This is a genomic window from Paramesorhizobium endophyticum, from assembly GCF_014640615.1.
Lineage (GTDB): Bacteria > Pseudomonadota > Alphaproteobacteria > Rhizobiales > Rhizobiaceae > Paramesorhizobium > Paramesorhizobium endophyticum.
The window spans coordinates 53,637-66,880 of sequence record NZ_BMHH01000017.1 but is presented as its reverse complement, the minus strand read 5'-3'; the positions used below and the strand labels follow the sequence as shown (position 1 = coordinate 66,880).

The following is a 13,244-nucleotide window of genomic DNA, read 5'->3' as shown; positions in this document are numbered from 1 at the left end:
ACGAGCAATCATGCTCAAGGGCGAAATATGACCTTAGAGAAGAACATGCTTTTGTCGTTCTTGAATTTGTCGAACATGCTGGGCAGCTCTGCCAGATCGAGATCGTGACTGATCATGAACTCCCATTTGAGTTCGCCGCTTCCCAGCTTGTCGAGGGTGACAGTCCACTGCGGACCGGGATAGGGTGAGCCGAAGGAATTCCAGGACCCATGCAACGAGATTTCCTGGCGCAGAAAATGTTGAAAGGTTTTGTTCTCAAGCGCTATCTCGCCGACCGGGATACCGATGAAGACGACATGGCCGCCCGGCGCGCTCATCTTTACCGCCATGTTAATGGAAGACGGATGGCCGGCGGCCTCGACGATGGTATCGCATAGCAAGGAACTAGGGACATCTGTCCCGGAAAGAAAGGTATGGGTGGCGCCGGCTTCGCGCGCCAATTCCAGCTTGCGTTCCGACAGGTCGACAGCAACGACTTCCGTTGCGCCCATAAGCTTCATCCATTGGATGGCGAACAGCCCGATCGGGCCGCAGCCGATGACGCCGCCGCGCCGCCCCATTCCCATGCCGCCGGCCTTCCACAGCGAGTGAAGGGCAATCGAGGCGGGATCGGTCATTGCGACCGCGCGCGGATCGATGCCGGCCGGCGTCTTCAACAGGTTCGATACGGGAATGGCAACGAATTCGGCATAGGCGCCGTCGCGGCGCGAACCGAAATAATCATAGTCGCGGCAGCGCGAGAATTGACCCTGCAGGCATTGATCGCACTTGTAACAGGGCATCATAGGCGGGATAGCAACCAGTTCGCCGACCTCGAAGCCCTCGACGCCAGCACCTATCCCGGTAATGCGGCCACAGAATTCATGGCCACAGATGAGCGGCATTTTGTGGGCGCCCTTGATCAGCATACGCGGCAGATCCGAACCACAAACGCCGACAGCTTCGACATGCACAATCACGTGGCCGGCCTGCAGTGTGGGAGCTGGAACGTCTTCGAGCCTGATATCGCCGGGCGAATAAAGGACTGCTGCACGCATGATAGGATTTCCTGTAACGACGGATGAAAAGATGGAACATTGATCAACAATGCCCGAGAAGCTGCGGGAGCCTGCAGGAGAGGCCCCGCGCTTCGGAAAGTGGAGCTGATCTCCTGATCAGTTGCCCAAGACTTGGGGTCGATATTCGGCGAACAGTCCCTTATGGGGGAAGTCGCCGACATTGGCCTTGGTGACGACCGCGGTTCCGGCATCGACGAATGCTGGAACCGGCTTTTTAGCCGCAGCTTCACGGGCAACCTGGATGGTGACGTCGCCGAGATATTGCGGGTCGTTGAGCGCGGTGGCAACGTAGTTGTCGCCATCGGCGATGGTATCGAGTGCTTCCGAGAGGCCGTCGACGCCAGCAACGAGCACGTCGGTGCGGTTGTTTTCCGTTAGAACCTGGAGCGCACCGAGCGCCATGTCGTCATTATGGGCGTAGACGACCTTCACGTCCGGATTGGCCTGGAGCAGATCCTGCATGGCAGTCACGGCATTGGCACGGATGTATTCGGCATAGGGGCCTTCGGTGATGGTGTTTCCTGATCCCTCGATGCTTTTATGGAACCCATCGCGACGGTCCATCATCACGGCGCCGCCGGCATCGCCCTGGATTTCGATGATTTTTGCCTTGGTCACGCCGTCTGCCTTCAACCGTGCAACGACGGCCTCGCCCACCAGCTGGCCCATCTTCTTGTTGTCGCGTCCGACATGGGCGGTGACCTTACCGCCGTTGACGCTGCGATCGACGGTAATGACGGGTATGCCAGCGGCAGCGGCAGCTTCCAGCGAGGGCACGACGGCGTCCGGATTGACTGGATTGATAATGATGGCGCTGACGCCCTGGGTAATCAGGTCCTGGATGTCATTGTTCTGCTTGCTGACGTCGCCATTGGCATCGAGAAAGACCAGGGTGTCGCCACCGGCCTTGGCGGCGGCTTCGGCGCCGTTCTTCAGTTGAACATAGAACGGTGACTGCAGAGTAACCTGACTGAAGCCGATCTTCAGATCCTTGGCGTGGGCAGCAGGGGTAAAAAGGCCTATCCCGACCGTCAGCGATAAGGCCGAGGCGGTTAAAATTAATTTGTTCATGAGTGCGCGGCGCTTGAGCATTGGTTCTCCTCCCGAATGGCTCTGACATCCTAAAATCAACAAATGAGCATTTACTACTCATTTGTGAATTGAGGAAATCAGAAGCTCCCGAAGCTGTCAATGGATTTTGTCAGCGAGGAGGAGACCAGGACATTAATGGTGCTCGCGGCCCCACACCGCCACGCCATGGCGTGGTGGTTGGGAGGGTGACGTATTTAGGGGGCAAAACGCGAACTGGTTGTCGCTCTTCAGAACGGGTGAGGTTTGCTTTGGAAGCCTGGTCCTGGGTGCCTGAGGCGGGTTGGCCGGTATGGGCTACTTCCAGTGCGGCGCTTGGCTTCTATGAGCATTGCCTCCATAGCGATTGGCAGGGCCGCGAAGGCGCCGTTGGCACTTGCGAAGATAAGCGTCTTCTTCGGATTGGTAATGGCAGCAGCAACCAAGCATCTCAGGCCGTTAATCGTTAATAATGCCCCGTACGCGGTTTTCACCAAAGGCGCAGTTGGCCCAAAGTGCAATTTTGGCCAACTTGAAAAACAGACCAAAGACGAACCTCTTTGAACATTCGTCTCGCTCCGCCAGTTCCCGGTAGGTCAACCTGGCAACCTTCAGATCACGCAGCGGATCTAAATTACCTCCCACATTATGAGGTCGGCTGATCGGAGATGATAGAATTGAAATCCTGGATGGACGCATAGCGGGCAGCCCTGACTTTGCCGAACTTGCTGCTATCGACCACCAAGTGCTTTTGCACCGAACGTTGCATGGCCATCTGTTTGAGCGGAACCTCATGAAAATGCGAACAGGTGATTCCGTGCCGCTCATCCACGCCGCCGGCGGAGAGAAAGGCCTTGTTGATGTTGATGCGTCTGAGGGCCTCTATGCTCTCGTCGCCTGAAAACGATGCCGCCTGTGGATGATAAAGCCCGCCAAGCATGATCAACCGCACATCACTGCGTACCGCCAATACTTCCGCAACGTTCAAGGAGTAGCAGATTACGGTAATGTCTGAATTGGATGGTATTTGCCTGGCGAGGTGCGGCGTTGTCGTGCCACAGTCGATAAACACCGTATCCTGGGGCTCAATCAAGGAAGCCGCAACAGCGCATGCCCGGGCTTTATCGATCGCGTGACAATCTTTCTCATGATCAAGAACATAATCACTGGGAGTTGCGCTGTCCTGCGTGGGTATGACATAGCCACCAAGACAATTGAGCTTTTCGCCATCGGATCCGATATCACGCCTGACGGTCATTTCAGACACGCCGAGATATGACGCGGCGTCGCGCAGCCGCACGATCCCTGCCTCCTGAACAAATTGCGAAAGCTTACCTATCCTGGCATCCCGCGCGCTTATTCTGCTCACTGCCCCTCCAAAAATTAGCTAGCCGTCATGTTTCTTAACGCCTGCTGCTTTTCCAGCAATTGTCCTTTGACATGCTTGACAAGTGCGGTGTAGCCATGGAACGATCGAAACATAATGATTGGATTATAACATTACAATTCGCATTATCGGAAAGGGAAAACAACAGGAATTGTGTTCTATCGTGGATTGAATCCATGAACGGAGTCGGTGTCTTTCCCGGGAGGAGATGACCCGTAGGACTGGGCTGGGCATGCGTTAGGATTCGAACACCAAAAATTTGGCTACCCGCCGGCGGAGAGTCTGCGGTTTTAATGGGAGGAAATGTCAGTGAACAAATTCATAGCAACCGCAGCGTTTGCCATGTCGCTTTCCGCGTCCGCAGCGCTCGCACAGAGCGCCGTAGATACCTCGAAGGTCAACAAGGACCTGATCACGACGGCAAACGGAAAAACCTACACAATCGCAACCGTCGTTAAGGTGGATGGTATTGCGTGGTTTGATCGCATGCGCGGCGGCGTCGAGCAATTCAAGGCCGACACCGGCCACGATGTCTGGATGTTGGGGCCAAGCCAGGCCGATGCGGCGGCCCAGGTCCAGATCGTAGAAAATCTGATTGCGCAAGGCGTGGATGCCATCGCAATCGTGCCATTCTCGGTTGAAGCCGTCGAACCCGTCCTCAAGAAGGCCCGTGACCGCGGAATTGTGGTTATCAGTCATGAGGCTTCCAACATACAAAACGTCGATTACGACATCGAAGCCTTCGACAATAAGGCTTATGGCGCCAACTTGATGAAAGAGCTCGCCAGGTCCATGGGTGGCAAAGGCAAGTATGTCGCCACTGTCGGGGGACTGACCTCCAAGTCTCAGATGGAGTGGGTCGATGGCGCGGTAGAATACCAGAAGGCCAATTTCCCGGAAATGTCGCTCGTCACGGAACGGCTCGAAACCTATGACGATGCCAACACCGACTACACCAAATTAAAAGAAGCGATGACTGCCTACCCGGATATTACCGGCATTCTAGGCGCTCCGATGCCGACATCGGCCGGTGCCGGCCGGCTGATTGCCGAGAGCGGTCTTTCCGGCAAGGTCTTCTTCGCAGGCACGGGCCTCGTTTCGGTGGCCGGAGAATATCTCAAGAACGACAACATCCAGTATATCCAGTTCTGGGATCCGGCAGTGGCTGGCTATGCCATGAATATGCTCGCGGTTGCAGCTCTCGAAAAGAAGAACGGCCAGATCAAGGCCGGTCTCAACCTCGGTCTTCCTGGCTACGAAAGCCTGCTGGCTCCCGACCCCTCCAAACCGAACCTGCTCTATGGTGCAGGCTGGGTTGGTGTGACCAAGGAAAACATGGACAAATACGACTTTTGATCCATGTGGAGAGGGGGGTGCCCCTCTCTCCCTTATCTCCTGCATTTCAAGCCTTTTTCGAGGCACACATGACTGAAAATCTGATCGAGCTGCGCCATATCGGCAAGCAGTTTGGCGGCGTGAAGGCGCTTGACGACGTTTCGCTGAACATCAGGGCTGGAGAAATCCATTGCCTTGCCGGAGAGAACGGCTCAGGAAAGTCGACCGTCATCAAGATAATGTCGGGGGTCTATACGCCCGAGGATGGAGAGATCCTGATCGATGGCAAGCCGGTTGGCAGGCTTGATCCGGTGAAATCCGTTCATCACGGCATCCAGGTGATTTACCAGGACTTTTCCCTGTTCGGAAACCTGACGGTTGCCGAGAATCTTACGATCAACACCTTCCTCATCGAAGGCCGCAGGATCGTCGACTGGCGGCGGTCTCGTAATCTGGCCAGGAAGGCCCTGGAACGCCTTGGTGTCACCATTGATCTCGACGCCGAGGTCGACAGCCTGCCAACATTCGGCAAGCAGGTTGTGGCCATTGCACGCGCTGTCATGGCGGATGCTCGGCTGATCATCATGGATGAGCCAACAACCGCACTGACCCGGCACGAGGTCGATGCTCTTTTCAAAGTGGTGCGCGACCTGCAATCACAGGGCATTGCTGTTCTGTTCGTCAGCCACAAAATGCGCGAAATGCTTGAAATCAGCGAGCGCCTTACCGTTTTCCGAAACGGCAAAAAGGTCGCCGAAGGTCCGATTTCCGATTTCGATGAGCCAGCCATAACGCGCGCCATGACCGGCCAGGAACTTGCCGCCCACAATTACCATTGGACGCCGCGCAAGGGCGCAGATGCGCCAGTCCTTGAAGTCCGCAATTTGAGTATTCCAGGTTTCGTCGAGGATGCCAGCCTCACCCTTTATCCCGGCGAGATCGTCGGCATTTCCGGCTTGATTGGTTCGGGCCGCACTGAACTCGCGCTGGCGCTGTTTGGAATGCGCCCGGAGTTCCGGGGCTCCGTTCGCATCGGCGGCAAGGATGTGCATCTGAAAAGCGTTCAGGAGGGCATTGCTTCCGGCGTCGCCTATGTTCCCGAAGACCGGCTGACGGAAGGCTTGTTCCTGACGCAGTCCATCGAGCGCAACATTATCGTCACTTCGATCGACAAATTCGTGCGTGGGCTGTTCATCAACCGCAGGAAGGCGGAAGAAACGACCCGCGAGATGTTTTCCGCCATGCAGATCGCGGCGCCGGGGCCGCACACGCCGGTCAATCATCTTTCCGGTGGGAATGCACAACGCGTGGTGCTCGCTCGCTGGCTCCTGACGGGCGCAAAGCTGCTTATCCTGAACGGCCCCACCGTCGGCGTCGATGTCGGCTCCAAGGCACAGATCCACAACATAATCCGCAAATTGGCCGAAGATAAAGGACTGGCAGTCTTGATGCTTTCAGACGACGTTCCGGAACTCGTGCAGAATTGCAACCGGGTGCTGATCATGCACCGGGGTCGTTTCTTTGGCGAGCTTGCAGGAGGGGAATTGACCGAGGATGCGGTCAATGACCGGCTCAAGGCGCTGAGTTGAGGAGGCGGCAGACATGAAGCTCTTCAGAAGCACTGAATTCGTCATTGCTTGCGTGCTCGCGATAGCGATGGTGACCATCGGGCTTATCAACCCCGCCTTCTGGTCGCTCGACAATATCTTCAGCCTTCTTCGCTCCAATGTCGTGATCGGCATCATGGCGCTTGGCGTGCTCCTGGTGATGATATCCGGCGGCATTGACGTTTCGTTCACAGCCTTCGCCATAGCGGCGATGTATCTCACCGTGCGTGCCATGGTCTATCTCGGCTATGACGGCGTCTTCATTCCCTTTGTCGCCGCCACTCTCATCGGATTATTGCTCGGCGCATTCAATGGCTTCATCATCCACCGTTTCAAGATGATCCCGCTGATCGTAACTCTGGGAACGGGATCAATCGTGCGCGGCCTGGTTCTGGGTCTCGTCGGCAGCAGCATCGTCAACATCAACAGGATGCCGAAGGAGCTCATTGAATTCGGCAAGATGGACGCGATTTCGCTGACGTCCGCAACAGGCTCGACTTTTGGCCTAACCGCCATGTTCCTCGTCTATCTGGGTTTGGCACTTATCATCCATCTGGTCCTTAACTACACAATGATCGGCCGCAGCGTGTATGCCTATGGAGGCTCACCTGAAGCGGCCAAGCGCGTGGGATTCAACACTGGCGTGACGATTTTCTTCGTCTATTGCGTGGCTGGCGCATTGGCTGAATTTGCCGGCCTCCTGCATTCGTCGATGATCTGGCTTGCCAACCCCCGTGATTTTGTCGGCCTTGAACTCGATGTTATCGCGGCCGTGGTCCTCGGTGGTGCGTCAATCTTCGGAGGGCGCGGGACGGTGCTCGGTACGCTGATGGGCGTGTTCATGCTGGTGATGGTCAAGAATTCGCTGATCATCATGAAGGTCGATACGACATGGCAACGTGTCGTTGTCGGGGTCATCATCATCGTCGCCACCGCCATCACCGCATGGCGCGACCGCAAAAGCATCGCGTGAGGGGAGAGCGCAACATGAAAAATTCGTTCGACATGCGCCGGCTTCTCGGCAACGACAACAACATCATTCAACTTCTGCTCATCACGCTGATCGTGTTTGCAATGATGAGCTGGATGAACCCCGACAAGTTCCTGCGTTACTATAACTTCGAATCCATCAGCTACATTATGCCGGAACTGGGGATACTCTCCATTGCCATGATGATTGCGATGCTGACCGGCGGGATCGATCTGTCGGTCGTCGGCATCGCCAATCTCGCAGGCATCATAGCGGGCGTCTATTTTCACTCCACGATGGTGCAGGCGGGGCAATCCTCAACGTCGGGGATGATATTCTACACAGGACTCGGTATCCTTTTGGCCGTGGGAGTCGGGTTGGTGGCCGGACTGGTCAACGGGCTGTTGATCGCAAAGCTCCGCCTTACTCCTATCCTCGCAACGCTTGGCACCGGCCAGGTGCTGATGGGCCTTGCGCTGGTGCTGACCGGCGGTCCGGCGATTGTCGGCTTCCCGGAAGGGTGGAACTGGATCGGCAACGGCAAGATATTGGGCATTGCCACGCCCTTCCTGCTGTTCATATGCGTCTGTCTCGTCGTGGCTGTTCTGCTGACGAGATCGACCCTCGGTATCAATCTCATGCTGATCGGCACAAATCCGCGGGCCGCCGTCTTCGCCGGCATCCGCAAGGACCGGATGATCCTCTACTCCTACATGCTGACCGGCGTCCTGGCCTCGCTCGCGGGCATCATCCTGTCGGGACGCACCAACGCGGCAAAATCTGATTATGGCGCATCCTATCTATTGCAGGCAGTGCTGATTGCCGTTCTCGGCGGCACCAATCCGGCTGGCGGCAAGGGGCGTGTGCTTGGCGTCGTCATCGCCTTGGTTGCACTGATGCTGCTGTCGTCGGGCTTCCAAATGATGCGGTTCTCCAACCATCTCATCGACTTCATCTGGGGTGCATTCCTCATTCTTGTCATCGCCATCAATGCATGGCGCAACCCCGGCAGGTGATTTTGCAGCAGACAGAGTTTTTATCTTCGTAGGCGGTGCGGGAACACAGCACTTTTGCGGTCGCGTTCGGCCCTACCATCCGCACTCTTTGAAACCGGCTTTCGCAGGAAATAGTCACAATGAGCAAGAAAATCGGTGTCGTCGGCTCCAACATGGTGGATCTGATCACCTATGTGAACCGCATGCCAGGGGCGGGCGAAACACTTGAGGCGCCGACCTTCGAAATGGGTTGCGGCGGAAAGGGCGCCAATCAGGCCGTCGCGGCAGCCCGTCTTGGCGCTGATGTCATGATGGTCACCCGTGTGGGTGACGATGTCTTTGCCGACAACACCATCCACAACCTTGCAAGCTTCGGCATCGATACGCGCCATGTGCACAAAGTCCCCGGAGTTTCGAGCGGGGTGGCGCCGATCTTTGTCGAGCAATCGGGCGAGAATTCTATTCTCATCGTCAAGGGCGCCAATGCCCACCTGCTGCCGGTGGAGGTGGACAAGGCAGCGGTCGATTTGAAACAGTGCGGCCTCATCCTGATGCAGATGGAAGTGCCGGTCGAGACGGTCTACCACACCATTGCGCTGGCTGCCGAAAACGGCATTGAAACGATTCTCAACCCAGCACCGGCCGCCGCCGATCTTGATCCAGATCGCATCCGGCAGGTGACCTTCCTTGTTCCGAACGAGAGCGAACTGGCTTTGCTGTCCGGACTGCCGACCGGAACGGACGAAGAGATCGTGGCGGCCGCACGCTCCCTGATCGCACGCGGCATCCGTACGGTCATCGTCACGCTTGGGGGACGCGGAGCGCGCATGATCACCGCAAGCGAAGCCATCAATATCGCTCCCGTCAAGGTAACGCCCAGGGACACAACAGGCGCCGGCGATGCCTTCATAGGCTCTTTCGCCCATTTCTATGCAGAGACGGGCGAAGTCGTGTCTTCACTGAAGAAGGCTTCGCTTTATGCAGCCCATTCCATCACCCGCCCCGGAACACAGAAGGCCTATGCCAGCATTGAAGAATTCGAGGTGTTCTGCCGCGAGCACGTCGCGGCAACAGCCTGACCAGTCAGCCTCGACGTAACAAAGGGGGAAAAAATCGTCGTGTGCGGACCGTCTGGCTCGGGAAAGTCGACGCTGATCCGCTGCTGATTTGAGGCAGTCTTTCGACAAAAGCCCTACAAGTTTGCTTTCTCCGGCGGTTGCTGCGTGGTACGCCCGGTTCCAAATCTATGCTGTAACGGACATCAAATCACCCATTCTCGCCACGATCTCGTCCAGCACTGCAATTCGCCGGCTTCCGGAAGGACGGATGGCGAAATAGGAAACATCAATAGCAGGGAGGAATGGAACGCATGTTATGTCTGTTCCGGCGGCACGGATCGTAATCTGATCGACAATCGCTATTCCCATTCCTGCGGCAGCGAAATGGCAGCAATTGAGCATCGAGGTTTCCATCGTGCTGATAGGGGCGTGCTCCGCGCTGGCGAATGCCTGGTCGAGAGCCAGCCGCAGCGGAGAGTTTCTCCCGGCTGTCAACACACGACAATCGTAGAGATCGGCCGGCGTAATGATCTCGCGTGATGCAAGGGGATGGTCCGGACGCATGGCCGCAACAGCTTGCGAACTATGCAGCAGGACGGCATTGTGGCTACCTGTTTGGGGAGAGCCGAACACAAAACCAAGATCATACCGATTGTTTTCCACCATATCCCGGATATGGCGGCTGTTTTCGACATCAATGACCAGCGGCACGTCGAGCCTGTCGCCGACCACGTCTATGATCGCCTGGTGAAGATAAGGCCGTACCAGTGACGTTACGCTGGCTATGCGCAAGACGATGTTCTTGTGCTGCCTTATATCGGTTGCGGCGCGTGCGATCTGGTCCAGGCCGATATAAAGCCGCTCGACCTCATGGAACAGCAAGGTCGCTTCCAGGGTTGGCACAAGGCGGGTACCCTGGCGCTCAAACAGGCTGATGCGAACGACTTCCTCTAGATCCTTGATCAGGCGGCTGACGGCTGGCTGCGTGATGTTCATCGCTTCCGCGGCGGCTGTGATCCCGCCCGTCATTATGACGTTTCGAAAGGCTTCAACTTGCCGTGGTTTCAGGCGCATGCATCGATCCATAACATTAGGACATGAATGTAGCACCAAATACAATTTTTCATGCATCGATGAAAGGACTAGTTCTATGGGCTAATCTGCGGAGAGGCGCGGATTTTGGAGCATTCGGAGGAGTTCTCATTATGAAGCGTTTCGCTTGCGCGGTGTTTGCCGCGTCTGTCGCTATTCTGCCTATGTCATCCTTTGCCGCGGACCTGACAGTTGGACTATCGGCATCAACGACATCGATGGACCCGCAATTCTACGTGGTCGGCCCCAACAGCGCCATGGCGCGCAATATTTTCGATGGATTGGTGAACCAGGATTCCAAGCAGCAGATCCAGCCCGCGCTGGCGCAATCGTGGCGCCGGATTGATGACGTGACGTGGGAATTCAAGCTGCGACCAAACGTCAAGTTCCATGATGGCAGCGATTTCACCGCCAAGGATGTCGTCGCCAGCATCAAGCGTGTGCCGCTCGCAGCAACCAACAGTCCAAGCTCATTTACACCTTATGTAAAGGCGATCAAGGAAGTCGTCGCCGTCGATCCGCTGACCGTGCAGATCAAGACGGACGGTCCGACGCCGCTTCTGCTCAACAATCTGACCCGGATTGCCATTCTGCCGGCGTCGCAGGAGAAAACGCCGACAGAGGAAATGAACAAAGGTAATGGTGTGATCGGCACCGGTCCGTTCAAGTTCGTTTCCTGGACGCCCGACGATAACATAGTCATTGCGCGCAATGACGGCTATTGGGGCGAAAAGGCCTCCTGGGACAAAGTCACGTTCCGGATTTTCAAGAACAGCAGCGCACGCGTTGCGGCGATCCTTTCCGGCGATGTCGATCTGATCGAGAATATTCCCACTGCCGATACGCGCAGGCTGGAATCGTCCGACACGATCAATGTGGTCGAGGTGACCGGCAACCGCCTGATGTATCTGCATATGGATCAGGATCGTGAGGCGTCGCCTTTTGCCAAGGGTGCGGATGGCAAAAACCCGCTTTTGAAGCCGGATGTGCGACGGGCTCTTTCGCTTTCGATCAATCGCAAGGCAATCGTCGATCGTGTGATGGACGGGCAGGGGACGCCAGCAGGGCAGTTCGTGCCTGAAGGCTATTTCGGCTATGACCCGGCAATCAAGGTCGATCCTTATGATCCCGCAAAGGCCAAGCACCTCCTGGCAGAGGCGGGCTATCCCGATGGATTTGCTTTGACCGTCCATGCGTCCAATGACCGATACCCCAATGATTCGAGGGTCGCGCAGGCCATCGGCCAGTTCTTCAGCCGGATCGGCATCAAGACCAATGTGACAACCTTGCCGGGAAGCGTCTACTTCACCCGTGCATCGGCTCTTGAATTCAGCCTCATTATGGGAGGCGCAGCGGTTGAAACCGGCGAGGCTTCCGGCGTGCTCGGCCCGATCCTCGAAACCTACGGCGACAATGCTGGTCAGGGGAATCGCGGCCGCTATTCCAATGAGGAATTCGACAAGACTCTCGAAGAGGCGCGCAAGACGCTGGATGACGCCAAGCGCGAGAAGCTGCTGCAAAAAGCAACTGAAATCGCCATGAAAGATACGGGCGTGATCCCGCTGTTCTTCCTCGCCAATAGCTGGGCAACCAAGAAGGGCATTTCTTACGAAGGCCGTTCCGACGGCTACACGCTGCCCTATTACGCAAAAGCCAACTAGGGCAGAAAGTGGCGGCGCGTCATGTCGTTTCGTGGGGTATTTCCATATCTGGTCTCACCGTTCGATGCGGAGGGTGCGGTCAACAAGGCAGTTCTCGGCGATCTCGTCGAGCATCTGATTGCAAGCGGCGTACATGGGCTGACGCCACTCGGCAGCACGGGTGAATTCGCCTATCTGTCGAATGAGCAACGCCGGCAGATCGTCGAGACCGTGATTGCCGCCAGTCGCGGCCGCGTGCCGGTTGTGGCAGGTGTCGCATCGACTTCGATGAGCGACGCGGTGGCGCAGACGCAAGCCATGGTCGAGGCCGGAGCGGATGGCATCCTTGCCATTCTCGAAGCCTATTTTCCGGTGAGCGACGCGGGTGTGGAGGCTTATTTCACCTCAATCGCCAAGGCGGCCAAAGGGCGACCGGTGGTTCTTTACACCAATCCGCAATTCCAGCGCTCCGATTTGACGCTGCCGGTCATCGAACGGCTCAGCCGCATCGAGAATATCCGCTACATCAAGGATGCTTCCACGAATACGGGACGGCTTCTTTCGATCATCGAGAGGACTCGTGGCCATATGGAGGTCTTTGCAGCTTCGGCGCATATCCCGGCCTGCGTAATGATGATCGGCGGCGTTGGCTGGATGGCGGGCCCCGCCTGCATCGTGCCGAAGCAAAGCATTGCGCTTTACGATGCGGCCCGTCACGGCGATTGGACGCACGCCATGGAATTGCAGCGTTCCTTATGGAAGGTAAACGAGATCTTCGCAAAATATTCGATCGCTTCATGCATCAAGGCCGCCCTTGAGTTGCAAGGGTTCGCGGTGGGAAATCCGGTTTCACCTCAGCAGCCGCTTGGTGACGCAGCGCGCGCCGAGATCGCTGATGTTTTGCGGGACGTCGGAGCATTATAGGGGCCAATTGTCGGTCTGGCTCATAGAAAAGCGATGACCCAGGAAGCAGCAGTTCGAGCATGGAATGGCTTACTGCTCCTCGGTTTTAACACGATGACAGGTAAGATCAT

General features: G+C 56.6%; 11 protein-coding genes and 1 pseudogene. 8 read left to right on the top strand and 4 right to left on the bottom strand.

Annotation, left to right across the window (positions count from 1 at the left end; all coding sequences use genetic code 11):
• Nucleotides 1-14 precede the first annotated feature (14 nt).
• From IEX53_RS17850 to IEX53_RS17840, 3 genes are all read right to left on the bottom strand, one after another.
• Nucleotides 15-1,037 (bottom strand): galactitol-1-phosphate 5-dehydrogenase, encoded by a 1,023-nt coding sequence (locus tag IEX53_RS17850; protein ID WP_188825535.1) that lies wholly within the window; start codon nucleotides 1,035-1,037, stop codon nucleotides 15-17.
• 117 nt (nucleotides 1,038-1,154) lie between these two features.
• Nucleotides 1,155-2,150, bottom strand: coding sequence for a substrate-binding domain-containing protein (locus tag IEX53_RS17845; RefSeq protein WP_188825534.1), 996 nt, complete (start codon nucleotides 2,148-2,150; stop codon nucleotides 1,155-1,157).
• A gap of 622 nt (nucleotides 2,151-2,772) precedes the next feature.
• Nucleotides 2,773-3,495: a DeoR/GlpR family DNA-binding transcription regulator gene (locus IEX53_RS17840; RefSeq protein ID WP_188825533.1), complete on the bottom strand. Its 723-nt coding sequence runs from the start codon at nucleotides 3,493-3,495 to the stop codon at nucleotides 2,773-2,775.
• 327 nt (nucleotides 3,496-3,822) lie between these two features.
• Here IEX53_RS17840 and IEX53_RS17835 point away from each other — a divergent pair, with 327 nt between their 5' ends.
• The 6 genes and pseudogenes from IEX53_RS17835 to IEX53_RS17810 form a co-directional block, all read left to right on the top strand.
• Nucleotides 3,823-4,869 carry an autoinducer 2 ABC transporter substrate-binding protein gene (locus tag IEX53_RS17835; protein WP_188825532.1) on the top strand — a complete coding sequence of 349 codons (1,047 nt, stop codon included), beginning with the start codon at nucleotides 3,823-3,825 and terminating at the stop codon, nucleotides 4,867-4,869.
• 68 nt (nucleotides 4,870-4,937) lie between these two features.
• The gene (locus IEX53_RS17830) at nucleotides 4,938-6,437 is read left to right on the top strand and encodes a sugar ABC transporter ATP-binding protein (protein ID WP_188825531.1); all 1,500 of its coding nucleotides are present in this window, start codon (nucleotides 4,938-4,940) and stop codon (nucleotides 6,435-6,437) included.
• Between the two features lie 13 nt (nucleotides 6,438-6,450).
• Nucleotides 6,451-7,428 (top strand): ABC transporter permease, encoded by a 978-nt coding sequence (locus tag IEX53_RS17825; protein WP_188825530.1) that lies wholly within the window; start codon nucleotides 6,451-6,453, stop codon nucleotides 7,426-7,428.
• A gap of 14 nt (nucleotides 7,429-7,442) precedes the next feature.
• Nucleotides 7,443-8,441, top strand: a complete 999-nt coding sequence (locus tag IEX53_RS17820; RefSeq protein ID WP_188825529.1) for an ABC transporter permease — start codon at nucleotides 7,443-7,445, stop codon at nucleotides 8,439-8,441.
• 119 nt (nucleotides 8,442-8,560) lie between these two features.
• Nucleotides 8,561-9,499, top strand: a complete 939-nt coding sequence (rbsK, locus tag IEX53_RS17815; RefSeq protein ID WP_188825528.1) for a ribokinase — start codon at nucleotides 8,561-8,563, stop codon at nucleotides 9,497-9,499.
• A 3-nt stretch (nucleotides 9,500-9,502) separates the two neighbouring features.
• A pseudogene (locus tag IEX53_RS17810) lies at nucleotides 9,503-9,583 on the top strand (ATP-binding cassette domain-containing protein); the annotation flags it as partial.
• An 81-nt stretch (nucleotides 9,584-9,664) separates the two neighbouring features.
• Here IEX53_RS17810 and IEX53_RS17805 read toward each other — a convergent pair.
• Entirely contained in the window at nucleotides 9,665-10,552 is an 888-nt protein-coding gene (locus IEX53_RS17805) for a LysR family transcriptional regulator (RefSeq protein WP_188825527.1), read from the bottom strand.
• A 131-nt stretch (nucleotides 10,553-10,683) separates the two neighbouring features.
• Here IEX53_RS17805 and IEX53_RS17800 point away from each other — a divergent pair, with 131 nt between their 5' ends.
• Nucleotides 10,684-12,231 (top strand): ABC transporter substrate-binding protein, encoded by a 1,548-nt coding sequence (locus IEX53_RS17800; RefSeq protein ID WP_188825526.1) that lies wholly within the window; start codon nucleotides 10,684-10,686, stop codon nucleotides 12,229-12,231.
• 21 nt (nucleotides 12,232-12,252) lie between these two features.
• A complete protein-coding gene (locus tag IEX53_RS17795) occupies nucleotides 12,253-13,134 on the top strand; it encodes a dihydrodipicolinate synthase family protein (protein WP_188825525.1) in 882 nt (293 codons plus the stop codon).
• The last annotated feature ends 110 nt before the right edge of the window (nucleotides 13,135-13,244 follow it).